Source organism: Corallococcus sp. AB032C (assembly GCF_003668935.1).
GTDB lineage: Bacteria > Myxococcota > Myxococcia > Myxococcales > Myxococcaceae > Corallococcus > Corallococcus exiguus.
Map to the genome: position 1 here is coordinate 65,839 of NZ_RAWP01000030.1, position 21,841 is coordinate 87,679.

22 protein-coding genes are annotated in these 21,841 nt (G+C 70.3%); 9 read left to right on the plus strand and 13 right to left on the minus strand.

Features of this window, described 5'->3' with window-relative positions:
* Positions 1 to 3: 3 nt before the first annotated feature.
* Both D7X99_RS15780 and D7X99_RS15785 read left to right on the plus strand, forming a co-directional pair.
* Positions 4 to 765: a type 1 glutamine amidotransferase domain-containing protein gene (locus D7X99_RS15780; protein ID WP_120595200.1), complete on the plus strand. Its 762-nt coding sequence runs from the start codon at positions 4 to 6 to the stop codon at positions 763 to 765.
* A 128-nt stretch (positions 766 to 893) separates the two neighbouring features.
* Positions 894 to 2,108: a glycoside hydrolase family 19 protein gene (locus D7X99_RS15785; protein WP_121778560.1), complete on the plus strand. Its 1,215-nt coding sequence runs from the start codon at positions 894 to 896 to the stop codon at positions 2,106 to 2,108.
* Between the two features lie 62 nt (positions 2,109 to 2,170).
* On the opposite strand, the gene D7X99_RS15790 is transcribed toward D7X99_RS15785, so the two are convergent.
* From D7X99_RS15790 to D7X99_RS15820, 7 genes are all read right to left on the minus strand, one after another.
* Complete coding sequence (locus D7X99_RS15790; protein WP_120566647.1) at positions 2,171 to 2,536, minus strand: hypothetical protein; 366 nt, start codon at positions 2,534 to 2,536, stop codon at positions 2,171 to 2,173.
* Complete coding sequence (locus D7X99_RS15795; RefSeq protein ID WP_121778537.1) at positions 2,533 to 2,769, minus strand: hypothetical protein; 237 nt, start codon at positions 2,767 to 2,769, stop codon at positions 2,533 to 2,535. The genes D7X99_RS15790 and D7X99_RS15795 overlap by 4 nt, the downstream gene beginning before the upstream one ends.
* A gap of 4 nt (positions 2,770 to 2,773) precedes the next feature.
* The gene (locus tag D7X99_RS15800) at positions 2,774 to 3,433 is read right to left on the minus strand and encodes a hypothetical protein (RefSeq protein ID WP_121778538.1); all 660 of its coding nucleotides are present in this window, start codon (positions 3,431 to 3,433) and stop codon (positions 2,774 to 2,776) included.
* A 107-nt stretch (positions 3,434 to 3,540) separates the two neighbouring features.
* Entirely contained in the window at positions 3,541 to 4,623 is a 1,083-nt protein-coding gene (locus D7X99_RS15805; protein ID WP_121778539.1) for a hypothetical protein, read from the minus strand.
* Between the two features lie 50 nt (positions 4,624 to 4,673).
* Positions 4,674 to 5,060, minus strand: coding sequence for a VOC family protein (locus D7X99_RS15810; RefSeq protein ID WP_121778540.1), 387 nt, complete (start codon positions 5,058 to 5,060; stop codon positions 4,674 to 4,676).
* Between the two features lie 33 nt (positions 5,061 to 5,093).
* A complete protein-coding gene (locus tag D7X99_RS15815) occupies positions 5,094 to 5,660 on the minus strand; it encodes a DNA-3-methyladenine glycosylase I (protein WP_121778541.1) in 567 nt (188 codons plus the stop codon).
* Positions 5,661 to 5,734: 74 nt separating this feature from the next.
* Positions 5,735 to 6,439 carry a bifunctional 2-polyprenyl-6-hydroxyphenol methylase/3-demethylubiquinol 3-O-methyltransferase UbiG gene (locus D7X99_RS15820; RefSeq protein WP_158627019.1) on the minus strand — a complete coding sequence of 235 codons (705 nt, stop codon included), beginning with the start codon at positions 6,437 to 6,439 and terminating at the stop codon, positions 5,735 to 5,737.
* Positions 6,440 to 6,547: 108 nt separating this feature from the next.
* Between D7X99_RS15820 and D7X99_RS15825 the strand changes: the two genes are divergently transcribed.
* Positions 6,548 to 8,203, plus strand: coding sequence for an FAD-binding dehydrogenase (locus tag D7X99_RS15825; RefSeq protein WP_120597599.1), 1,656 nt, complete (start codon positions 6,548 to 6,550; stop codon positions 8,201 to 8,203).
* A 54-nt stretch (positions 8,204 to 8,257) separates the two neighbouring features.
* On the opposite strand, the gene D7X99_RS15830 is transcribed toward D7X99_RS15825, so the two are convergent.
* Positions 8,258 to 8,707 (minus strand): GFA family protein, encoded by a 450-nt coding sequence (locus D7X99_RS15830; protein ID WP_121778543.1) that lies wholly within the window; start codon positions 8,705 to 8,707, stop codon positions 8,258 to 8,260.
* A gap of 145 nt (positions 8,708 to 8,852) precedes the next feature.
* Here D7X99_RS15830 and D7X99_RS15835 point away from each other — a divergent pair, with 145 nt between their 5' ends.
* Positions 8,853 to 10,826: a S9 family peptidase gene (locus tag D7X99_RS15835; RefSeq protein WP_121778544.1), complete on the plus strand. Its 1,974-nt coding sequence runs from the start codon at positions 8,853 to 8,855 to the stop codon at positions 10,824 to 10,826.
* A 43-nt stretch (positions 10,827 to 10,869) separates the two neighbouring features.
* Complete coding sequence (locus tag D7X99_RS15840; protein ID WP_121778545.1) at positions 10,870 to 12,000, plus strand: alpha/beta fold hydrolase; 1,131 nt, start codon at positions 10,870 to 10,872, stop codon at positions 11,998 to 12,000.
* A 15-nt stretch (positions 12,001 to 12,015) separates the two neighbouring features.
* On the opposite strand, the gene D7X99_RS15845 is transcribed toward D7X99_RS15840, so the two are convergent.
* On the minus strand, positions 12,016 to 12,516 hold the full coding sequence (locus D7X99_RS15845; protein WP_121778546.1) for a MarR family winged helix-turn-helix transcriptional regulator: 501 nt from the start codon (positions 12,514 to 12,516) through the stop codon (positions 12,016 to 12,018).
* Between the two features lie 55 nt (positions 12,517 to 12,571).
* Here D7X99_RS15845 and D7X99_RS15850 point away from each other — a divergent pair, with 55 nt between their 5' ends.
* Positions 12,572 to 13,849, plus strand: coding sequence for an MFS transporter (locus tag D7X99_RS15850; RefSeq protein ID WP_121778547.1), 1,278 nt, complete (start codon positions 12,572 to 12,574; stop codon positions 13,847 to 13,849).
* Between the two features lie 6 nt (positions 13,850 to 13,855).
* Here the strand turns inward: D7X99_RS15850 and D7X99_RS15855 are convergent, their stop codons facing one another.
* Positions 13,856 to 14,827: a quinone oxidoreductase gene (locus D7X99_RS15855; RefSeq protein WP_121778548.1), complete on the minus strand. Its 972-nt coding sequence runs from the start codon at positions 14,825 to 14,827 to the stop codon at positions 13,856 to 13,858.
* Positions 14,828 to 14,910: 83 nt separating this feature from the next.
* Here D7X99_RS15855 and D7X99_RS42820 point away from each other — a divergent pair, with 83 nt between their 5' ends.
* The 3 genes from D7X99_RS42820 to D7X99_RS15865 all read left to right on the plus strand — a co-directional run bounded on the left by D7X99_RS42820 (position 14,911) and on the right by D7X99_RS15865 (position 18,725).
* A complete protein-coding gene (locus D7X99_RS42820; RefSeq protein ID WP_158624487.1) occupies positions 14,911 to 15,069 on the plus strand; it encodes a hypothetical protein in 159 nt (52 codons plus the stop codon).
* Positions 15,070 to 15,272: 203 nt separating this feature from the next.
* Entirely contained in the window at positions 15,273 to 15,815 is a 543-nt protein-coding gene (locus tag D7X99_RS15860; RefSeq protein WP_120578714.1) for an HNH endonuclease, read from the plus strand.
* 87 nt (positions 15,816 to 15,902) lie between these two features.
* The gene (locus D7X99_RS15865) at positions 15,903 to 18,725 is read left to right on the plus strand and encodes an AAA family ATPase (RefSeq protein WP_121778549.1); all 2,823 of its coding nucleotides are present in this window, start codon (positions 15,903 to 15,905) and stop codon (positions 18,723 to 18,725) included.
* Positions 18,726 to 18,893: 168 nt separating this feature from the next.
* Here the strand turns inward: D7X99_RS15865 and D7X99_RS15870 are convergent, their stop codons facing one another.
* The 3 genes from D7X99_RS15870 to D7X99_RS15880 all read right to left on the minus strand — a co-directional run bounded on the left by D7X99_RS15870 (position 18,894) and on the right by D7X99_RS15880 (position 21,791).
* Positions 18,894 to 19,694: a hypothetical protein gene (locus D7X99_RS15870; protein ID WP_121778550.1), complete on the minus strand. Its 801-nt coding sequence runs from the start codon at positions 19,692 to 19,694 to the stop codon at positions 18,894 to 18,896.
* Positions 19,695 to 19,803: 109 nt separating this feature from the next.
* A complete protein-coding gene (locus D7X99_RS15875) occupies positions 19,804 to 21,396 on the minus strand; it encodes a M56 and MltD domain-containing protein (RefSeq protein ID WP_121778551.1) in 1,593 nt (530 codons plus the stop codon).
* Entirely contained in the window at positions 21,393 to 21,791 is a 399-nt protein-coding gene (locus tag D7X99_RS15880; RefSeq protein ID WP_120578724.1) for a BlaI/MecI/CopY family transcriptional regulator, read from the minus strand. The genes D7X99_RS15875 and D7X99_RS15880 overlap by 4 nt, the downstream gene beginning before the upstream one ends.
* Positions 21,792 to 21,841 lie beyond the last annotated feature (50 nt).

A 21,841-nucleotide genomic window follows, 5' to 3' on the forward strand; every position in this document is an offset into this window, starting at 1 on the left:
CGCATGGCCTCTGCTCGCCGCGTCCTCGTCCCGCTGCCCGATCATGATTTCGACGTCACCGAGGTGGCCGTCCCCTGGCGCCTGCTCACCGACGCGGGCCACGAAGTGGTGTTCGCCACGGAGAAGGGCCACATGCCCGCCGCGGATCCGCTGCTGCTCACCGGCGTGCTCTTCGGACAGCTGGGCGCGGATCCGGAGCCCAAGCGCTTCTATGGCGACCTCACGCTCACGCAGGCCTTCCAGAAGCCTCTGACCTGGGACGCGGTGACGCCGTCGGATTTCGACGCGCTCCTGCTGCCTGGAGGCCATGCGCCGGGCATGCGGCAGTACCTGGGCAGCGGCGCGCTCCAGGCGAAGGTGGCGGCGTTCTGGGCGCTCCAGCGGCCCGTGGCGGCCATCTGCCACGGCGTGCTGGTGCTGGCGCGCACGAAGGACCCCGCCACCGGCAAGAGCGTGCTCCACGGCACGCGCACCACGTGCCTGCCGAAGTACATGGAGCGCTCCGCGTACCTGCTGACCGCGTGGAAGCTGGGCCGCTACTACCGCACCTATCCCGCGTACGTGGAGGAGGAGGTCGCCGCCGCGCTCGCGGACCCGAGCCACTTCGAGCGAGGCCCCCGCGTCCTGTCCAAGCGCGGCACCGCGACGGACCACGCGCCCGCCTTCGTGGTGGAGGACGGGCGCTACGTGTCCGCGCGCTGGCCGGGGGACGCGTACCTCTTCACGGAGCGCTTCCTGAAGCGTCTTTCGGATTCCCCGGATTGACTGGATATCCAGCCTGATGGCATGAAGCCAGGAGACTTTGTTCTTTCAGAAAACAAAGTCTACCTGGGACGTACAAATACACCTCCCAGGAGTTCCTCCATCTGCTGGCGGTACCCATGGGAGACGTCATGAGCCACAAGGGAATGATCCGCGGTCTGTCTTTGCTGGGAGTCGTGGGCGCGCTGGCGGGCTGTTCGGGCCCGGAGGCCGGAGACACCGCGCAAGAAGCCGTGGGCCAGGTGGAGAGCGCCGCCGTGGTGTCGACCATCACGGAGGGCGACTACGTCATCCGCTCGGTGCGGACGAACAAGTGCATCGACGTGGCGTCGTCCAGCACGGCGGACGGCGCGAAGGTGCAGCAGTGGGACTGCAACGGCACCAACGCGCAGAAGTTCCACATCTCGCCCACGTCGGGCGGGTTCTGGAAGATCATCAACGTCAACAGCGGCAAGGCCCTGGACATCGTGGGGGTGAGCACCGCGGAGAACGCGGTCCTCCACCAGTGGACCTACGTCGACGGCGCCAACCAGCAGTTCCAGTTCATCAACCGGGGCGGCGTGCAGTTCAGCTTCCACCCGCGCCACACCGGCATGGCCATGGACCTGTCGTACGGCTTGCCTGACAACGGCACCCTCATCGTCCAGTACCCGTTCTACGCGGACCGCGACAACCAGCGCTGGACGTTCGACAAGGTCTCCGGCGGCGGGACCGGGGGCGGCTCGGGCTTCGGGGGCATCCTCACCCGCGACATGTTCAACACCATGTTCCCCAGCCGCAACGGCTTCTACACGTACGACGCGCTCATCTCCGCGGCGAACAGCTTCCCGGGCCTGGCGACGACGGGTGACACCGACACGCGCAAGCGCGAGGTGGCCGCCTTCCTGGCCAACGTGTCACACGAGACGGGCGGGCTCGTGTACATCGAGGAGATCAACAAGGGCGACTACTGCGACACGTCGTGGGGCCCTCCGGGGTGCAGCTGCGCCCCGGGCAAGCGGTACTTCGGACGCGGACCCATGCAGCTGTCGTGGAACGGCAACTACTGCGCGGCGGGCAACGCGCTGGGCCTGCCGCTCCAGGCGAACCCGGACCTGCTGGCCCAGGACGCGAACGCCGCGTGGCGCACGGGCTTCTGGTTCTGGACCACGCAGAACGGCGCGGGCTCCATGACGGCCCACAACGCCATCGTCAACGGCGCGGGCTTCGGTGAGACCATCCGCACCATCAACGGGTCGGTGGAGTGCTACGGCCGCAACCCCGGCCAGGTGCAGAGCCGCATCGACAAGTACCTGCAGTTCTGCTCCCTGCTCGGCGTGAGCCCCGGCACCAACCTGGGGTGCTAGGCCCGGTGCGGGTGGCGCTCAGCGCCTCTGGCGAGCGCCACCTGCATCCGTCAGACACGCCCCTAGCGGGCGGGCGCCTGGTTGCGCCAGATGAGCAACACCTGGTTGATGGTGTTCACCCACCGCCGCGCGGCGTCCGCGTCCTCGTAGATGCCGTCCTTCATCAGCTTGAAGACGAAGTCGTTGCCATCCTGGAGGAGCAGCCGGATGCCGTCGCCCTTCCAGAAGCTCTCGCGCACCTCCGCGCGGGCGATGTCCTTCAAGTAGAAGTTGAAGAGCAGCGTGCCGTTGGCGTCCTCGGCGAAGACGCGCTTGCTGGTCATCGTCGCCAGGTAGGTGCCGAAGAACGTGTCATCGGGCCTCCGCGTCGCCACCAGGGACTGCAACTGGATGTCTTCCTTCGGGGCCAGCAGGACCTTCGTCTTCATGACTCCCCCTCCTCGGACCTGCCGCCCTGGAACAGCGGGCCCTCCTTGTAGAGCTCTGTGTATCCACACGTGTCACAGACCGCGGCGAACAACGAAAGGACCTGCGGCGTCGCGAAGCTGTCGTCCGGCTGCAAGGTGTAGCGGCTGGGTGGGACGGTCAGCAGGGTGTTCGGGCAGTTGATGCAGAGGAGGGTCTTCGACTCCTTCTGCACAGGATGTGCGCGCAGGGGCATGGACTCAGTCCTCGGTGATCTTGTTGTGGCCGCGAGGCGTGTTCTTGTTGATCTTGTCCCGCGCCGCCTGGTCCTTCATCCGCGCGATGTCCGCCTGCGTCTGCTCGTGGCGGTTCGAATCGATCCGGTCATAGGCGTCGTCCATGACGGCCCCCAGTCCCCGTCCCACCACGGCAGCCCCGCCAATGGCCTTCCCCACGCCCCGCACGACCGGGCCGCTGCCCGGATACACGAGGTCCGCCACGCCGGAGACCACGCCCACGGCCCCCGCGACCTTGCCGATGACGTCGTAGGTCTTGTCCCGCTGCTGCTGGCTCGCGGAACGGCCATTTCCCGCGGCCTCGATGCCGGCCATGACCGGGTCCTCCGCGGGCTCCTCCCCCGAGGAGGGCATGCTGAAGGGGTCTTCCGTCTGGGAGCGGCCTCCCCCGAAGAAGCCCCCCTCGTCATCCGGCATGACGGCCGGCATCTGCAAATCCGCCTGGCCTCCGGGACGCCGGAGCGGCTCGGGAGCGTCGGAGAAGAACCCCGCTCCGGGCTTCCGGCCCGGATGCGGAAACTCCTCCTGGGGCGGAGTGGGCCCGCGCGGACGCAGCCGCACCTCTTCCACCCGCGCGGTGTTGGACTGCGGAGCCTCGTCCTCTTCGTCGAAGAAGCCAGCCATGTTTCCCCCTCATGGGATTATTCCCACGGTGCTGCATTCCCAATCCTGGGCCGCGAAGTGCGACCCCGTCAAGACAGGGGGTCGAGGGGGACGCGGCGGGCCCTCCGTCAGGGGAGCTGTCCCAGCAGCTCGAAGAGGGCCTCGCGCGTCAGCCCCGCCGCGTCGCGAGCCACCGTCTCCAGCATCCCCCTGGCCCGGCCCAACCGGGCCGGGTCCGCTTCCTCCAGCGCGGCCACGGCGGCCTCCTGGAGCTCCCGCGACGCGGCCGGGCCCAGCTGGCCCTTCAGCAGGAAGAGGGCCTCCGCCGCCGGAGCGCCGGAGCGAACCAGCGCCACGGCGGAGCGGGCCGCGACGTGCGGACTCTCGTCGCGGAGGTGCTCACGCAGGGCCGTGATGGCCTCGGGCGACAGCGGCCCGCTCAACCCCAGCAGCGCCGCCGCCTCCTGCCGGATGGGGGCTTCCGGCGCGGTCATCGGGCGCAGCAGCGCGGACTCCAGGTCCGGCAACGCGGGCGCGGGCCGCGCCTCTCCGTTCAGCTCCTCCAGCAGGCCCCGCAGCGACACCAGGGCCAGGTAGAGGCGCGCTCCGTCGGATTCGCGCACCTGCTCCAGCAGCCGGGGCGCGGTGAGGTCCGGCGCCAACGGGGCGAGCGCGGCCAGGGACTCCAGTGCGGAGAGGGCCACGGCCTCCTCGTCCTCCAGGAGCGCCAGCAGCTGGCGCAGCTCCGACGCCGCGGCGGTTCCCAGCCGGCCCACGACGCGCGCCATGGCGCCGCGCACGGAGGCCCTCGGGTGCTGGAACAGCCCGTCCAGCGCGGCGAGCTGGAAGGGATCCACCCGGCACACCCCGGCGAGCACGCTCGCGGCGTTCTCCAGCGCCGGAGCGTCCGCCTCCATCCGCGTCAGCGAAGCCAGCACGCTCTGGACGGCGAGCCCGGTGAGGCCCGGCTGCGGAGGCCACCAGCTGCGCTGTAACAGGAACAGCAGGGGCTCCGTGACCGCCGTCCCGGGCCGCCCCAGCTCCAGCAGGAGCGCCCGCGCGGTCCGCTCCCGCGCCTCTGGCTCCCCGGACACCAGCAGCTCCTCCAACGCCGACTGCGCCTCCTCGCGAGTTCCCGCATCGCGCGAGGAGAGCCGCCCCAACCCTTCCTCCACCGTGCGGACACGACCCTTGCTGCGCTCCGAAGACATGGCTCCACGCTAGCGCAACACCCCGGGGGCCCGGGGCTTCAACACACGGCTCAGACCTGCGCTATCTGGATGAGGTTGCCGCAAGTGTCCTCGAAGACAGCGACGGTGACGGGGCCCATGACGGTGGGCTTGCCGCGGAACACCACGCCGAGTTTCACCATGCGTTCATATTCCGCCTCACAGTCGTCCACGCCGAACGACGTCAACGGGATGCCCGCGTCGAACAGCGCCTTCTGGAACACGCGCGCGGGCGCGAAGCCCATGGGCTCCAAGAGAATCTGCGTGCCCTCCGGCGCGTCCGGCGCGACGACGGTCAGCCACCGGTCCTTGGGCCCCATTGGGACGTCCACCTTCAGCACGAAGCCCAGGACCTCCGTGTAGAACTTCAGGGCCCTGGACTGGTCATCCACCATCACGCTCGTCACGCTGATCCGCATTGCATTCCTCCCAGGGGTTTCCATCATTTCACTTCAGCGGTGCCGCACGCCGTGCCGGAAGCAATCCACCGTGTGGTCATCCACGATGCCGGTGGCCTGCATCCACGCATAGACGATGACGGGCCCCACGAACTTGAAGCCGCGCTGCTTGAAGGCCTTGGCGTACGCCTCCGACAGCTCCGTCTTCGCCGGCACGTCGCCCCGGCCCTTCCACACATTGCGGAGGGGCTTCCCGCCCGCCATGCCCCAGACGAACGCGGAGAAGTCCTCGCCCGCCTCCTGCATCTTCAGATAGGCGCGCGCGTTGCCGATGGTCGCCTCAATCTTCGCGCGTGCCCGGACGATGCCCTCGTCCGCCATCAGGCGCGTGACGTCCTTCTCCGTGAAGCGCGCCACCACCTTCGGGTCGAAGCCCTTGAACGCCTTCCGGAAGGCCTCGCGCTTGCGCAGGATGACGATCCACGCGAGCCCCGCCTGGAAGCCCTCCAGCATCAACATCTCCCAGAGCGCGCGGCTGTCGCGCACGGGCACGCCCCACTCCTCGTCGTGGTAGGTCTGGTACAGCGGATCCGCTCCCACCCACACGCAACGCTGTTGCATCCGCGCTCCTCGCTGGTTCGCGGCAGGGGCTACCACGAAGACTGAACAGGCGGCCAGTCCCGTCGTCTGTGTCTTCAGCGCGGGCGCGTCAGCAGCGCGAACAGCCCGTCGCTCCACCACCGGCCGCGCAGCCCCGGCAGGAACCGCTGCCAGTACACGCTGCTGCGGGGAATCCGCCCGGGCAGCGGATAGTCGAAGTCGATGGACTGGAAGCCCGCCTCCACGGCCATGCGCCGCGCGTCCAGTTCCGTGATGGGCGTGATGTGTCCGGAGTCCCGGTAGTCCTGCTCGCAGAACGCGGGGAAGTAGCCCCGGACCAGGAAGGACAACCTTGCCGTCAGGCTGTCGTTGTTGGGCGTGGTGAAGAAGAGGTGGCCTCCGGGCTTGAGCACGCGGAAGGCCTCCTTCACGAAGTGGCGCGGGTTGGCCAGGTGCTCCAGCACTTCGATGGCGAACACCCAGTCCACCGACCCGTCGCCCCACGGCAGCGCGTCCCGGGACACGTCCCGCAGCTGGAACTCCACGCCCGGCAGGCGGCTGGCGCCCGCGTCGTGGATGTCCGTGCTGAGGATGCGCTCGACGGCGGGGTTCTGCCGCAGCCGGCGGATCCACCCGCCACTGCCCGAGCCCACGTCGAGCACCACGCCAAAGGCCCGCTGCCCCGCCACGCTCCAGGCCGCGTCCCGCAGCGGCTCCGGGGACAGCCCGTCCTGACGCTGCGCGTAGGCGGCGGCATCATGGCCCATCGGTCCCGTGTTGCCCTTCACATCTGGCTCCATGCGCGGAGAGTCTAGCCTCCGGAGCGCCGGGATGCGCAGATGAAGGAAAGCTCTGCTCTCCGCGCGAAACGCTATCATCCGCGCGCCAGGTGCTACCGGGAGGCACGCATGGGACAGGAAGTGGATGTCATTGTCGTGGGCGGAGGGCTCGCGGGACTCGTCGCCGCGACCGAGCTCGCGGATGCGGGCAAGCGCGTCGCCGTGGTGGACCAGGAGGGACCGCAGAACCTGGGCGGCCAGGCGTTCTGGTCGTTCGGCGGCCTGTTCCTCGTGGACTCGCCCGAGCAGCGGCGCATGGGCATCAAGGACTCCCACGAGCTCGCGATGGTGGACTGGATGGGCACCGCGGCCTTCGACCGCGAGGAGGACCACTGGCCGCGTCAGTGGGCGGAGGCCTTCGTCAACTTCGCCGCGGGCGAGATGCGCCCCTGGCTGGTCCAGCAGGGCATGAGCTGGTTCCCCGTGGTGGGCTGGGCGGAGCGAGGCGGCTACGGCGCCGTGGGCCACGGCAACTCCGTCCCCCGCTTCCACGTCACCTGGGGCACCGGCCCCGGCGTGCTGGAGCCCTTCGTCCGCCGCGCCAAGGCGGCCGAAGCCAAGGGCACCCTCACCTTCCACTTCCGCCACCGCGTGGACGAGCTGCTCACGCAGAACGGCGCGGTGGTGGGCGTGCGCGGCATGGTGCTGGAGCCCACGGACGTCCCCCGCGGAGCCAGCAGCTCGCGCGTGACGACGGGCGACTTCGAGCTGCGCGCGAGCGCGGTCATCGTCACGTCCGGCGGCATTGGCGGCAACCACGAGCTGGTGCGCAAGGCATGGCCCGAGCGCATGGGCCCCGCGCCGAAGTTCATGATTCAGGGCGTGCCCGACCACGTGGACGGCCGGATGATCGCCATCACGGAGGCCGCGGGCGGGCGCCTCATCAACCGCGACCGCATGTGGCACTACACGGAGGGCCTGCGGAACTGGAACCCCATCTGGCCCCGTCACGGCATCCGCATCCTGCCGGGCCCCAGCTCGCTGTGGCTGGACGCCACCGGCAAGCGCCTGCCGCCGCCGCTGTTCCCCGGCTTCGACACGCTGGGCACGCTGGAGCACATCCTCAAGACGGGCCACGAGCACACCTGGTTCATCCTCAACCAGTGGATCATCAAGAAGGAGTTCGCGCTCTCCGGTTCGGAGCAGAACCCGGACCTCACGGGCAAGGACTGGCTGGGCGTGCTCAACCGCGCCGTGGGCAAGAAGGCCATGGGCCCGGTGGAGGCCTTCAAGGAGAAGGGCGAGGACTTCGTCATCTCCAACAACCTGCGCGACCTGGTCGCCGGGATGAACGCGAAGACGGAAGCCCCGCTGCTGGACTTCGCCACGGTGGAGCGCGAGGTGAAGGCCCGCGACCTCCAGATGGACAACCCCTTCAGCAAGGACCTGCAGCTGGCGGCCATCCGCCAGGCGCGCAACTACCGGGGTGACAAGCTGGTGCGCACCGCGAAGCCACACCGCATCCTGGACCCCAACGCGGGGCCGCTCATCGGCGTGAAGCTGAACATCCTCACGCGCAAGACGCTGGGCGGCTTCGAGACGGACCTCCAGGGCCGCGTCTTCAACGCCCAGGGGAAGACCATCCCAGGGCTCTATGCGGCAGGTGAGGTGGCCGGCTTCGGAGGCGGTGGCGTCCACGGCTACCGCGCCCTGGAAGGCACGTTCCTGGGAGGCTGCATCTTCTCCGGCCGCGCCGCGGGCCGGGCCGCCTCGGGGAATGTGTAGTCATGGGCGGTGACGGGCAGGGGCGCGTCAAGGCCCCTGCCCCTCCGGGCGTCCTCAGGCGGCGGCCTGGAAGGGCCACGGCGTGGAGCGCGCCCCGGCCATCCAGTTGTCGTGCCGGCCGTCCCAGTACTTGAAGGTGAGCAGCGACGGGTCCACGTCATCCAGCGTGTTGACGTAGATGGAGACGAACTTCCCGCCCAGCTCCGGGACGTCGCCGTCGCCGAAGCACACGACGCCGCAGCGGCCGCAGAAGCTGCGCGTGTTGGGGCTGCCGTCGCGCCCGTACTTCTTGATGGCGTCCTGGCCCTTGAGGAGCCGGAAGGCGTCCGGCTTCATCCCCACGCCGCCGCCGTAGCCGTACTTCATGCAGATGGTGCAGTTGCAGCGGGTCACGCCCGCCAGGTCCACGGAGGCCTCGTAACGCACGGCACCACACAGGCAGCCGCCCGCGTAGGTGTGCACGCCGCTCAGGGCAGGGGTCTTCTGAAGGTCGTTCTGGGTCATGGCGGAATCTCCGGTGCCGCGTTGTGGGAACGAACCCAATGTCGCCCCAGGCCGTGACAGCCTTATGTCAGGTTTGTCGCCCTCCCTTGTTGAACCCGGCGGGGCCTGGCCCAGAGTGCCCCGGTCCGCCATTCCCGGAGGCCGCATGCCCGCGTGGAAGTCCCTGTCCCGTGTCCTTGCCCCGACGTTGCTCCTGCCGCTGCTGGGGGCCGCGCCGCCCGCCACCCTGCCCGCCACGAAGCCCGCTTCGGCGGTGAAGGCGGTCGCGGGCGCGACGGCGGCCCGGCCGTCGAAGCAGTACTCGGTGGAGCAGTTCATGGGGTCCACGGAGGTGATGGCCCCGCTCTTCACCTCGGATGGCAAGCAGCTGCTCTTCTCGTCGAACGCGTCCGGCATCTTCAACGTGCACAGCGTGCCGGTGGGTGGGGGCAAGCCCACCGCGCTGACGCGCTCGAAGACGGACAGCCTCCGGGTGGTGGGGGCCTTTCCGCGCGACAGCCGCTTCCTCTTCGAGCGCGACCAGGGCGGCAACGAGCAGACGCACGTCTACGTGCGCACTCCGGACGGCAAGGAGAAGGACCTCACGCCCATGAAGCAGGGCGTGGCCGGCTTCCTGGGCTTCAGCCACGACGACAGCGCGTTCTACATCACCACCAACGAGCGCGACCCGGGCGCCATGGACGTGTACCGCCATGACGCGAAGACGTACGCGCGCACGCTCCTGGTCCAGAACGACAAGGGGTTCAGCGTCGCCGCCGTGGCTCCGGACGAGAGCTGGGTGGCGCTGGAGGAGGCAATCACCACGTCGGACGGCAACGTGTGGCGCTACGACGTCGCGACGAAGACGCTGAAGAACCTCACGCCCCACACGGGCTCGGCCAGCTACCGGGTGGGAGACATCCACCCTGTCACCGGGGAGCTGTACCTCATCACGGACGACGGCTCGGAGTTCACCCGGGTGGTGCGCCCGGCGAAGGAGGCCGGCAAGTGGGAGGACGTGGAGAAGGCGGACTGGGACATCTATGGCACGCACTTCTCGCGCTCGGGGGCGTTCCGCGTCTCCATCATCAACGTGGACGCTGGCATCGAGGTGCGCCTGCACGACGTGAAGGCCGGCACCCAGGTTCCGCTGACGCAGCTCCCCGCCGGGATGATCTCCGAGGTCATCTTCTCCCGTGACGAGAAGCAGCTGGCGGTCCAACTGGAGACGGACCGCACCTCCGCGAACCTCTATGTCCTGGACCTGGCCAAGAAGAAGACCACGCGCGTGACGGACACGATGAGCCGCGAGCTCGACTCCGAGGACCTGGTGGACGCGCAGGTGGTGCGCTTCAAGTCCTTCGACGGGATGGAGATCCCCAACCTGCTCTTCAAGCCGCACCAGGCGACGGCGGAGCACAAGGCCCCCGCCATCGTCTACGTGCACGGCGGCCCCGGCGGCCAGACGAGCCGGGGCTACAACAACTTCGTCCAGTACCTGGTGAACCGCGGCTACGTGGTGCTGGGCATCAACAACCGGGGCAGCGCAGGCTACGGCAAGACATTCCTGAAGGCGGACGACCAGAAGCACGGCAAGGATCCGCTGCGAGACTGCGTGGAAGCGCGCAAGTACCTGGCGAGCCTGCCGTACGTGGACGGCTCGCGCGTGGGCATCCTCGGCGCCAGCTACGGTGGCTACATGGTGCTGGCGGCGCTCGCCTTCCACCCGGACGCCTTCGACGTGGGCGTGGACGTCTTCGGCCCCTCCAACTGGCTGCGCACGCTCAAGAGCATGCCGCCCGAGTGGGGCGCCTTCCGTCAGGCCATGTTCCAGGAGATGGGCAACCCGGAGACGCAGGAGGTGATGCTCAAGGAGATCTCCCCCTTCTTCCACGCGGAGCGCATCCAGAAGCCGCTGTTCGTCGTGCAAGGCGCCAACGACCCGCGCGTTCCCCAGGCGGAGTCTGACGACATCGTGGCGGCGGTGAAGAAGAACGGCGTGCCCGTGGAGTACCTGCTGCTCCCCGACGAGGGCCACGGCTTCAAGAAGAAGAAGAACGAGGCGGAGGTGGACCAGCGCATCCTGGAGTTCTTCGACCGCTACCTGAAGCCCGCCACCGCCACGGCCCCCAAACCCTGAGGGACGCTTTACAGTACCTGCACATGCAGGTATTTCTCCCGACATGACGACTTCCGTCCGCCGGCCTTGCGTCCTGCTGTCCGTGCTGTTGGGGCTGTCCCTGGGGTGCGCCACCACGCGTCCCCAGGCCGCCTCGGCCCCGGTGGAGACACCGGCGTCGGCGTCAGCGCCGCTGGTGGCCCAGGAGGCGGACGCGGTCTTCACCGGCCACCGCTTCCAGGACGGGACGGTGCTGCCGGAAGTGCGCATCCACTACGCGACGCTGGGCACGCCGCGCCGGGACGCCTCCGGCGCGGTGACGAACGCGGTGCTGCTCCTGCACTGGACGAGCGCGAGCGGCGAGGTGCTGCGGAGCAAGTCCTTCCAGGACGCGCTGTTCGCGCTGGGCCGTCCGCTGGACGCGACGAAGTACTTCCTCATCTTCCCGGACAGCGTGGGCCACGGCCGCTCCAGCAAGCCGAGCGACGGCCTGCGCACGAAGTTCCCGGCCTACGGCTACCGGGACATGGTGGAGCTCCAGCACCAGCTCGTGACGCGGACGCTGGGCATCCGGCGCCTGCACGCCATCGTGGGCCTGTCCATGGGCGGCATGAACGCGTGGCAGTGGAGCGAGCTGTACCCGGACGCGGTGGGGGGAGTGATGCCCATCGTGTCCCTGCCCACGCGCATCGCGGGGCGCAACCTGCTGTGGCGGCGCTTCGTGTCGGGACAGATTCGCAACGACCCGGAATGGAAGGACGGCCTCTACACCGCGCCGCCCCGGGGCTGGCTGGAGGCGTTCCCGGTCTTCCGGATGATGCTGGACGGGGTACCGCACCTGCAGGCCGCGCTTCCGGATGCGCAGGCGGCGGATGCATTCATCTCGACGGCGCGGGCGCAGGCGGCGGGCATGGACGCCAATGACATCCTGTACTCGCTGGAGTCCTCGCGGGACTACGACCCGGAGGGCGCGCTCGGGGACATCCAGGCCCGCGTGTTCGCGCTCAACTTCTCCGACGACGAGTTCAACCCTGTCTCCCTGCGCACGATGGAGACGTTGATGCCGAGGGTGAAGCGTGGCCGCTTCGTGGTGCAGGAAGGCAGCGCGAGCTCCTTCGGCCACTTCACCCAGGCGCACCCGGAGCTGTGGGCGGATCAGGTCGCCGCGTTCCTGAGGTTCCTCGAGGAGGGGTGAGCCGTGGGGATGCGCTCAGCGTCCGCGGCGGCGGGAGGTGGCCTTGGGAGCCGGAGGGGCTTCGGCCTCCGCTTCGGCTTCGCCCAGTCCCGTCCGGGAGACGGCGGCCAGCAGGTCCCTCAGCGCGGTGGCCTGGGTGCCGCCCACGGCGTTCTCGAAGTCCGACTGGGCGCGAAGCCACAGGGGCCGGGCCTTGCGATAGACGCCCTGCCCTTCCGGAGTGATGGCGATGGCGCGCTGGCGCCGGTCGGTGCGGCCCACCTCCAGCATCACGAAGCCGTCCTTCAAGAGGGGCTTCAGGTTGTGGGTGAGCGTGGAGGGGTCCATGACGAGCTGATCCGCCAGCGCGTTCACGGTCAGCGGGCCCTGGGTCTGGACGCGGTGGAGGATGGAGTACTGCGTGGTCCGGAGGCCGCTGGGCGCGAGCACCTGATCATAGAACTGTGTGACGTGGCGGCTGGCCTGTCGCAGCGCCAGGCAGTTGCAGAGGGTGCGCTGGAGATCGTCTTGGGACATCGCTGCCGGGAAGTATACGTGGGCCCGGGCGTGCCCGCTTGAAGGAGACACCGTCATGAAGGCACACCGGTTTCATTATGCGTGGGTGATGGCCGCGGCCATCTTCGTGGTGCTCCTGTGCGCGGCGGGCGTGCGGGCGACCCCGAGCGTCTTCATCGTCCCGCTGGAGCGGGAGTTCGGCTGGAGCCGGGCCCTCGTCTCCTCGGCCGTGTCGGTGAACCTGGTGCTCTACGGGCTCGTGGGGCCGTTCGCCGCGGCGCTGATGCAGAAGTTCGGCATCCGGCGCACGACGCTCGTGTCCCTCTGCATCATCACGGTGGGCGTGGCGCTGACGAACTTCATCCACGCGCCGTGGCAGCTGCTCCTCTTCTGGGGCGTGCTGGTGGGGCTGGGCACGGGGACGACGGCGATGGTGCTGGGCGCCACGGTGGTGCAGCGCTGGTTCGTCGCGCGGCGCGGGCTGGTGATGGGCGTGCTGACCGCGAGCACGGCCACGGGGCAACTGGTGTTCCTGCCGCTGCTCGCGATGCTGGTGGAGCACCACGGCTGGCGTGTCGTGTCCTTCACCGTGGCGGGCGTGGTGGCGTGCGTGATTCCGCTCGTCGCATGGCTCGTGCGCGACCGGCCGTCGGACGTGGGGCTGAAGCCCTACGGAGCCGCGCTGGAGGACGAGGAGGTGAAGCCATCCAGCGTGAATCCCCTCGCCAATGCGCTGGGGGCGCTGGGGCGGGCTTCGCGCAAGCGGGACTTCTGGCTGCTCGCGGGGAGCTTCTTCATCTGCGGCGCGACGACGAACGGGCTGGTGGGCACGCACCTGATTCCAGCGTGCATGGACCACGGTATCCCGGAGGTGCGCGCGGCGGGGTTGCTCGCGCTGATGGGCATCTTCGACCTGGTGGGCACGACGGCGAGCGGCTGGATGTCGGACCGCTTCGACAACCGCTGGCTGTTGTTCTGGTACTACGGCCTGCGAGGGCTCGCGCTGCTCTACCTGCCGAGTGCCTTCGAGATGTCCCTCTTCGGCCTGCCGCTGTTCGCGGTGTTCTACGGCCTGGATTGGATCGCCACGGTGCCACCGACAGTGCGCCTGACGACGCAGACGGTGGGCGCGGAGGACGGGCCCATCGCCTTCGGCTGGGTGGTGGCCGCACACCAGGTGGGCGCGGGCCTGGGAGCGCTGGGCGCGGGCGTCATCCGCACGTCGCTGGAGACGTACACGCCCGCGTGGGTCGTCGCGGGCGTCATCTGCCTCGCGGCGGCGCTGGTGGTGCTGCGCATCGGACGTGACGCCGCTTCATCACCGCCGGTGGTGGGCGCGCCCGCGACGCACTGAAGGACTTCAGTCCGAGCCCAGCAACACGACCTTGCCCACCGTGCCCCGCCCTTCCAGCTGGCGGTGGGCCTCTTCCGCGCGGGACAGCGGCAGCGCCAGGCCCACCACGATGCGCAGGCGCTTCGCCACGACCTCCGCCAGCAGCGCCTCACGCGCCTTGCGCTGCACCTCCGGGGGCGTGGGCGTGCGCAGCCAGTAGGCGCCCACGGTGAGCGACTTCGCGTAGAGCGACTCCACCTCCACGTGCGGCGGATGGCCGCTGGCGTTGCCGTAGCTCACCAGGTGGCCGAAGGGCGCCAGTGCATCCAGGCTGGCCTGCCAGGTGCTCGCGCCCACGGAGTCCAGCACGCGCTCCACGCCGCGCCCCTGCGTCAGCTCGCGCACGCTCGCCGCGACGTCTTCCTGGTCGTAGCGGATGACGGCGTCCGCGCCCACGTCCCGCGCGAGCTTCGCCTTCGCCTCGCCCGACACCGTGCCGATGACCCGCGCTCCCGCCGCCTTCGCCAGTTGCACCGCGAGCAGCCCCACGCCGCCGGCCGCCGCGTGGATGAGCACCGTCTGCCCCGCCTCCACGCGCCCCACGGTGTGCACCACGTGGTACGCCGTCAGGCCCTGCACCAGCAGCGCGGCGGCCTCCTCGAAGGACACCTCCGGTGGCAGCACCAGCAGTTCCTCCACCGGCGCGAGCGCGGCCTCCGCGTAGGCCTCCTTCGTCAGTGCGACCACGCGGCGGCCCACCCAGGATGCGTCCACACCCGGCCCCACCGCTCGCACCACGCCCGCGGCCTCGCTGCCCAGGATGCGAGGCAGGGGCGCCTGGGCGTCGTACAGCCCGCGGCGGCGCTCGGTGTCCGCGAAGTTCACGCCCGCGGCATGGACTCGCACGAGGACCTGGCCCGGCCCGGGCACGGGCTCCGGCGCGTCCTCCCAACGGAGGACCTCCGGCCCTCCCACCTGGTGGTAGCGGATGGCTTTCATGCGCGGAGTCCTAACGTCCACACCGCTTGCCTGTCAGGACTGAATTTCCGCCGCCGTCGCTGGGAGCGAAAGGAGCGGTCCCGATGCGCCAGGCGACGAAGCAGGCCCCGATGAACCTCAAGCACCCGAATCCTTCCGGTCACGGCATCGACGCGGCCTCGCGTCCCAGCCCGGTGACCGCTCCTTCCACGTGCCGCTGGCGGGACTTCGCGTCCTATCGCCTCGCCTCGCCCGGCTCCTGAAGGCGTCACGCCCCGTCCCTGACGCGGCATGCCCCTGGAGGCCGGGCCCCCGACAAGGGGACCCGGCCTTCTTCACGTCCGGGCTCCCGCTCACCTTCCGCTTCCCACCCATAGGCCGCGCACCGGGTGCCGTCTGGATTCCAAATCCGGACGAGCAGGGTTCGACTCCCTGGCGGCCTGTCCCGCCCGAAAGGCCCTGTGTCATGGAAACGCTGGTGCTGAGCCAGTCCTATGAACCCGTCGCACGCATCCCCTGGCAACGCGCCATCATGCTGCTCGTCCAGGGCAAGGTGGAGGTCGTCGAGGAGTACGAGGACCGCGTCATCCGCTCGGTGACGGTGGAGCTGCGCATGCCGTCCGTCATCCGCTTCGTTCGCGCCCTGTGGAAGGGCCCGCGCGGCGTGCGCTTCAGCCGCGAGAACGTCTACCAGCGCGACCAGTGCCGCTGCCAGTACTGCGGCCACAAGGTGACCCGTCCGGAGGCCACGTACGACCACGTGCTGCCGCGCGCACAGGGCGGCCGCACGAGCTGGGAGAACATCGTCATCGCCTGCGTGCCCTGCAACCAGAAGAAGGGCAACCGCACCCCGGCGCAGGCGCGCATGACGCTGCGCACCGTGCCCGCGAAGCCGAAGCGGCTGCCGGACGCGCTGGTCGTGTCGTTCCTCGTGGAGAAGGGCCTGCCCCTGTCCTGGCGCAAGTTCCTGAGGGACGTGGCCTATTGGCACACGGAGCTGGAAGCGTAGGTCCCGGCCCAAGGGTGGGCCGGGACTTCGCTTCCGCGCCGCAACGGTTAGAGTGCCGCACGTCGAGGGGGCGTTCCGGACCACACCATGGCGACGAGGAAGAACGAAGACCAGGAGCGGCTCATCGACCGCGACCTCACCGCGATGGCGCGCGAGGGCAAGCTGCCGGCCGCCCACGGCGTGGACACCTCCGTGACGGAGGTGCTGGGGCTGCTGGCGCGCGGAGGCAAGCACCCGCTGCTGGCGGGCGAGCCCGGCGTGGGCAAGAGCGCGCTCGTGCAGGAGGTGGCCCGCCGCATCGCCGAAGGGCGCGTGGACGGGGACCTGGCCCAGGCGCGGCTCGTGGAGGTGTCCGTCGCGAACATCCTGGCGCGCAGCACCCAGCGCCAGGCGGCCGAGTCCTTCGAGGAGCTGCTCATCCACCTGGGCCGCCACCCCTGCCCCATCGTCTACATCCGAGACCTGCCGGTGGCCCTGGGCGGGCCCCTGGCGCCCGTGGCCGTGCGCGCGCTGCGCACCGGCGGCCTGCGCTTCATCTTCGAGACCGAACCCAAGCGCGTGCAGGAGCTGCTGCGCGCCGACGAGGCCCTGGCCGAACGGCTCCACCTGTTGCCCCTGAACGAGCCGCCGCTGGAGAAGGCGCGCTGGATCGTCGGCCGCGTGGCGGAGGAGCTGGAGCGCGAGCTGCGGCTGCCCATCGACCCGGCCGCGTGCGACCTGGCGCTGCGCCTGTCCGCGAAGTTCCTCCTGGCGCAGCACATGCCGCGCAAGGCGATTGAGCTGCTCAAGGAGACGGCGGCGGAGGCCGCGGGCGTGGCGCGCGACCACGTGGGGCCGGAGGACGTGCTCACCCGTTTCTGCGCCGCCACGCGCCTGCCCCGCTTCGTCGTGGACGACGCGATGCCGCTGGACCTGGAGGAGACGGAGCGCTTCTTCGGGGAGCGGCTGCTCGGCCAGACGGACGCGGTGGCCGCGGTGCTGCGCTCGGTGGCGTTGCTCAAGGCGGGGCTCAACGACCCACGCCGCCCGCTGGGCGTGTTCCTCTTCGCCGGGCCCACGGGCGTGGGCAAGACGCAGCTGGCGAAGCTGCTGGCGGAGTACCTCTTCGGATCCGCCGACAGGCTGGTGCGCCTGAACATGGCGGACTACCCCAACGACGGCGACGAGAGCGTCCCCTTCGGCGCGTCGTGGGCGCCCGCGCTGGAGACGCGGCGCGGAGAGCTGTCCGCGCTGCTCGACGGCAAGGTGTTCACCGTGCTGCTGCTGGACGAGTTCGAGAAGGCCGCGCGCAGCGTGCACGACCGCTTCCTCCAGCTCTTCGACGAGGGCACCTTCGTCAACGGCGCGGGCGAGGCGGTGTCGTGCAACAACACGCTCATCGTGGCCACGTCCAACGTGGGCTCGGAGGTGTACCGCGAGGCGGGCCTGGGCTTCGCCGCGCACAAGCGCGCCGAGGAGCAGGTCTCGGAGGTGGACCGCCGCATCGCGGAGGCCTTCCGCCCGGAGTTCCTCAACCGCTTCGACGCCATCTGCCACTTCCGTCCGTTGTCGCGCGTGGACATCCGCAAGATTGCCCAGCGCGAGGTGGGCCGCGTGCTGGAGCGCGAAGGCATCCGCGCCCGCGCCCTGGACGTGGAAGTGACACCGGAGGTGGTGGACCGGTTGGTGGAGCGCGGCTATTCGCCGCAGTTCGGCGCGCGCTACCTGCAGCGTGAAATCGAGAAGACGCTCACTGCGGCGCTCGCGGTGGAGATTGCCCGCAGGCCGCTGCCGCCGGGTACGCCCGTGCGCGTGGAGGCTCGTCCTGGAGGCCGCGTGGTGGCGGTCGCGGAGCCCGTGCCGACTCCTCGCGAGGTGACGGCGCAGCTGCTCCTGCCCACGCCGAAGGCCGCGGCGGTGAAGCGCCGGCTGGACCGCAAGTCGCTGCTGATTGAGATGGACCGGCTGGTGGGCCGTGCGCGCGCGCTCGCCGAGTCCACGGGACGGTCGGAGCTGGAGGCGCGCCGCGCGGCGCTGCTCGCGGAGACGCAGGCGCCCAACCTCTGGGACGACTCGCAGCGCGCGGCGGACGTCCTCCGCGCCTTCCGCACGGTGGAGGCGCAGCTGGGAGAGCTGGACCGCCTGGAGGCCGCGTGCAACTTCGGGCGCCGGCTGGTGCGCGAGGCGAAGAACGAGGTGCAGCTGGGCTCCGCCGCGAAGCAGGTGGAGGAGGTCGCGCGAGAGGTCCAGATGGCGGAGGCGCTGCGGGCCGCCGGAGCCACGACGTTGGACAACGAGGCGCTGGTGGACATCTGCGCCAGCGACGCGTCCGAGCTGCAGGACGCGTGGGTGCAGGAGCTGGCCACCATGTACCTGGGCTGGGCGCAGCGCCGGGGCTACGAGGCCACCGCCGTCGCGGAAGCGGATGCCCCCGCGCGCGTGGTGGTGCGCATCGCCGGGCCGGGCGCGTACGGATTCCTCGCGGGCGAGGCGGGGCTGCACCGTCGCCTGGAGGACGAGAAGCGCCAACGCGCGTACGTGCGCGTGCACCGGGGCGGACCGATGGAGGAGGTGGAGCGGGAGCTGCTGGTGCTGGAAGGCCGGCCGGTGAAGAGCCGCGAAGGCGAGTACCTCCAGCGCGTGCGCAACGAAGTCACCGCGAAGGACGAGGCCACGGGCCGCGTGCTCACGCTCATTGGAGCTGGGGAGTTGGACGAGCTCAAGGGCATCGCCGCGCGCGTCGTCGCCGGCCAGGGCGCCAGCACCGACGAAGCCCGCCGCTACTTCCTGGGCCGTGGAGCGCGAGTGGAGGATCCACGCACAGGCGCGGGGACGCCCCGCGTGAAGGACGTGTTGCGAGGCGAGCTGGACGTGTTCATCGCCGCGTGGATCTCCCGTCCACCCCCGGAAGGCTCCACGCCGATGTCCTGAGCAGTCGGTGCACCCGCCCCAAGAGGACCGCCACGCAGCGAGTCGCCCGAGTCACCCCACACCGCTCACTTGAGCGGTCGGAGCCGGGCGCCCGCCGAGCGACGTAGCCTCGGCGCGATGCGGAAGTCCTCCGGCCCGGCCGGGGTCAGCCTCGCCGCGCATGCACGGTCAGGGCAGGTCACCCCGGGCCACTCCCAGGCGGATGGCCTCAGCGAGCACGTCCAGTCCCTGCGCGGTGTTGATGCGGGAATGAGCCATGGTGCCGCTGACCACCTGCACCGCTCCGCCCAGCACGAAGGGCACGGGCCGGCGTCCCAGCCGCAGCAGCCGCTCGTCGTAGAACGCGGCCGGGGCGCGCTCACGCACCAGGCGCGCCAGGGTCACCATGTTCGCGGTGCGCGACGGCTGCATGGCGGGGCCCAGGCACGAGAAGTCGAAGCCCACCTCCGGCAGCACGGCGCCCCGGCCGTCGCGGTCGAAGACGAAGACGACCTGCGACGTCTCCTCCTGCGAACCGCGCACGCTCTTCTCCGCCGTCTTCGTCAGCTTCAGGCCGCCCGTGATGAGGGCCGTGCCCAGCGCCACCTGTGTCGTCTTCTCCGTGTGCTCGCTCTGCGTGCGCAGGGACGACGCGCCCCGGAGGATGACCGTCACGTCCTCCCAGGCCATGGTGAGCGGCGCACCCGCGCGAGGCGTGAACGTCGCCTGCGCCGCGCCGAACGTGACGGTGCGTGCCGTGACGCGCTCCGCGACCTCCGACTCGTCGATGGCGAGCGCCGCGAGCCCCGCGTCCCTGAGGGTCTTCACCAGGGCATCCGCCGCATCGGGAGCCAGTCGCGCAATCAGGGCGGGCGGCTCGGGGGCCAGCCGCATGCGGGCCTCCGCAGGGGCCATGCCCGCCGCGGCGGCGAGCACCTGCGCTGCTTCCGGAACCTCACCCGCGGGACGAACGAGCGCGACGATCTTCATGGCGTTTCCCACCCCTGGTACAGAGCGCCGCCATCCTCGCGCGAAAGCAAGGTGGCGCGCATCCGAACCCCGGTGTGGCGGGGACATTCCCCGCGCGGTGGACAAACGCTCAGTCGAGCAGGTGCGGGTTGCGCAGCAGCAGCACTCCGGCCTGCACGGTGGCGGTGTAGCCATTGAGCCTGCCGGTGCGGACCCACTCACTCACGTCGCGCACGCCGCTCTCCGCGAGGACGCGGTCCACCACGCCCTCACCCTGGTTGTAGGCCGCGAGCGCGAGCCGCCAGTCGCCGTAGCGCTCATACAGCGATTGGAAGAGGGACGCGGCGGCCTCCGTCTCCCGCGCCGCGTCCAGCCGTTCGTCACGTCCCGCCTCCACCTTCAGGCCGTAGCGACGCGCCGTCTCCGGAATGAACATCCACACGCCCGCGCCCCGCGGCCCCGGCGCCATCGACGGCTCGCGAGACGTCTCCGGCAGGTTGCTCACCGCCGACTCCACCATCGCCACCGCGAGCAGCCCCTCCGGCAGGGAGCGCGAGCGCAGCGCGCCCGTCATCGCCTCGCGGTGCTCCTGGAGGTTCGCCAGCGCCTTGCGCATGAAGTCGCGGCCCTTCGGCGTGGTGACGAACTTGTTGAGCTGTTCGACCACGGCGGCATCCACCACCACCGGCAGGTCCCCCGCCTTCTGCCCCGCCTCCGCCAGCGCACGCGCCTCCGTCAGCGACACCGCGCGCCCCCGCACCGCGCCCTGCGCCCACAACGCCAGCGGCGCGAGCACCAACGCCAGCGACAACGACAGACCCAGGGTGCGCACGGAGCTACGGGGACGAGTCTGGAACAGCATGTGGATCCTCCTGACAGTGGGGTGGGACATGCCGGTGACACCGGCGGGTAGGGAAAGGGCAGCAGGGACACGCAGCGACGCCTGCAACAGGCACCGCGCATACGCATCCGCGGACACGTGCTTCACGGCGACGAGCGCTTCGTCACAGGCGAACTCCTGACGCTCCGCCAACCACCGCGAGAACGCCCGGGCGAACGGATTCCAGAAGAAGGCGCTGTCGAACCCCAGCCGCGCATAGGCCAACACCGTGTCCCGCTGCCGATGGTGTTGCAGCTCATGCCGCACCGTGAGCCGGAGCACCTCCGAGTCCTCCAACACCTCAGCGGGAACCACCGCCCACGCGCCTGCAAAGGGGAACCACACGGAGAACGCGCCGTCCGCCGCGTCCCCCAGCACCACGCGCACCCGGCCCACGCGGCGAAGCACGGGCAGCGTCTCCAGCTTCCGCCGCAAGCGCGCATACCGCCGCAGCTCCCACGCCAGGAACGCCAACGCCCCCGCGCCCACCAACCCCATTCCGACCATCGCCCACGGCAGGCCCATGCCCGAGGACCGCGTCTCCGGCACGGCGCCGAGCACGGGCCGCGCTTCGACAGGCGCCAGCGGCGCGGCGTAGCTCACCAGGGAACGCTCGAACTTGAAGAGCGGCGCCGACGGCATCCACTCCCGCGCGGCGAGCGCCACGAACGGAAGGAGCACCGCCAGCCCCAGCGCCACCCGCCCCACGCGCAGCGTCTGCCGCGCGTCCAACCTCCGCTCCATCCCCAACGCCAGCGCCGCGCGCAAGAGCCCGAAGCCCACCGCCACCAGCACCGCCGCCGTGAGGTACGCGGCCAGCACGTCCTGGATGAAGGCGCTCATCCCCGGCCTCCCTTGCGGCCCAGCAGCTTGCGGATCTGCTCCACCTCCTCCGGGGACAGCGGCACCGCCTCCACCAGCCGAGCCACCAGCGACGACGGCGTCCCGTCGAACACCGTCGCCACCAGGTGACGGACGCTCTGGGCCTCGTAGGCCTCGCGAGACAGCCGCGCCGAGTACAGGTGCCCCCGCCCCTCCTTGCGGCTCTGCACCACGCCCTTCTGCTCCAGGATGCGCAGCACCGTGGACACCGACGTGTAGGCCAGCTTGCGCTCCGGCGGCAGCGCCGCGAGCACGTCCGCCACGCTCACCTCCCCCAGCTTCCACACGAGCTGCATCAGCTCCAGCTCCACGGGCGTGAGCGGCTTGGACTCCTCGACGGACGGCGGCTTCGTCACGGGCATGCCCTCCCCGGCTTCGAACTAAACCCTTAGTTCCAATACAACTA

Excerpts from the sequence above, each read along its gene's own strand:
- D7X99_RS15780 (WP_120595200.1), top strand. The coding sequence starts at position 4 with ATGGCCTCTGCTCGCCGCGTCCTCGTCCCGCTGCCCGATCATGATTTC.
- D7X99_RS15785 (WP_121778560.1), top strand. The coding sequence starts at position 894 with ATGAGCCACAAGGGAATGATCCGCGGTCTGTCTTTGCTGGGAGTCGTG.
- D7X99_RS15790 (WP_120566647.1), bottom strand. The coding sequence starts at position 2,536 with ATGAAGACGAAGGTCCTGCTGGCCCCGAAGGAAGACATCCAGTTGCAG.
- D7X99_RS15795 (WP_121778537.1), bottom strand. The coding sequence starts at position 2,769 with ATGCCCCTGCGCGCACATCCTGTGCAGAAGGAGTCGAAGACCCTCCTC.
- D7X99_RS15800 (WP_121778538.1), bottom strand. The coding sequence starts at position 3,433 with ATGGCTGGCTTCTTCGACGAAGAGGACGAGGCTCCGCAGTCCAACACC.
- D7X99_RS15805 (WP_121778539.1), bottom strand. The coding sequence starts at position 4,623 with ATGTCTTCGGAGCGCAGCAAGGGTCGTGTCCGCACGGTGGAGGAAGGG.
- D7X99_RS15810 (WP_121778540.1), bottom strand. The coding sequence starts at position 5,060 with ATGCGGATCAGCGTGACGAGCGTGATGGTGGATGACCAGTCCAGGGCC.
- D7X99_RS15815 (WP_121778541.1), bottom strand. The coding sequence starts at position 5,660 with ATGCAACAGCGTTGCGTGTGGGTGGGAGCGGATCCGCTGTACCAGACC.
- D7X99_RS15820 (WP_158627019.1), bottom strand. The coding sequence starts at position 6,439 with ATGGAGCCAGATGTGAAGGGCAACACGGGACCGATGGGCCATGATGCC.
- D7X99_RS15825 (WP_120597599.1), top strand. The coding sequence starts at position 6,548 with ATGGGACAGGAAGTGGATGTCATTGTCGTGGGCGGAGGGCTCGCGGGA.
- D7X99_RS15830 (WP_121778543.1), bottom strand. The coding sequence starts at position 8,707 with ATGACCCAGAACGACCTTCAGAAGACCCCTGCCCTGAGCGGCGTGCAC.
- D7X99_RS15835 (WP_121778544.1), top strand. The coding sequence starts at position 8,853 with ATGCCCGCGTGGAAGTCCCTGTCCCGTGTCCTTGCCCCGACGTTGCTC.
- D7X99_RS15840 (WP_121778545.1), top strand. The coding sequence starts at position 10,870 with ATGACGACTTCCGTCCGCCGGCCTTGCGTCCTGCTGTCCGTGCTGTTG.
- D7X99_RS15845 (WP_121778546.1), bottom strand. The coding sequence starts at position 12,516 with ATGTCCCAAGACGATCTCCAGCGCACCCTCTGCAACTGCCTGGCGCTG.
- D7X99_RS15850 (WP_121778547.1), top strand. The coding sequence starts at position 12,572 with ATGAAGGCACACCGGTTTCATTATGCGTGGGTGATGGCCGCGGCCATC.
- D7X99_RS15855 (WP_121778548.1), bottom strand. The coding sequence starts at position 14,827 with ATGAAAGCCATCCGCTACCACCAGGTGGGAGGGCCGGAGGTCCTCCGT.
- D7X99_RS42820 (WP_158624487.1), top strand. The coding sequence starts at position 14,911 with ATGCGCCAGGCGACGAAGCAGGCCCCGATGAACCTCAAGCACCCGAAT.
- D7X99_RS15860 (WP_120578714.1), top strand. The coding sequence starts at position 15,273 with ATGGAAACGCTGGTGCTGAGCCAGTCCTATGAACCCGTCGCACGCATC.
- D7X99_RS15865 (WP_121778549.1), top strand. The coding sequence starts at position 15,903 with ATGGCGACGAGGAAGAACGAAGACCAGGAGCGGCTCATCGACCGCGAC.
- D7X99_RS15870 (WP_121778550.1), bottom strand. The coding sequence starts at position 19,694 with ATGAAGATCGTCGCGCTCGTTCGTCCCGCGGGTGAGGTTCCGGAAGCA.
- D7X99_RS15875 (WP_121778551.1), bottom strand. The coding sequence starts at position 21,396 with ATGAGCGCCTTCATCCAGGACGTGCTGGCCGCGTACCTCACGGCGGCG.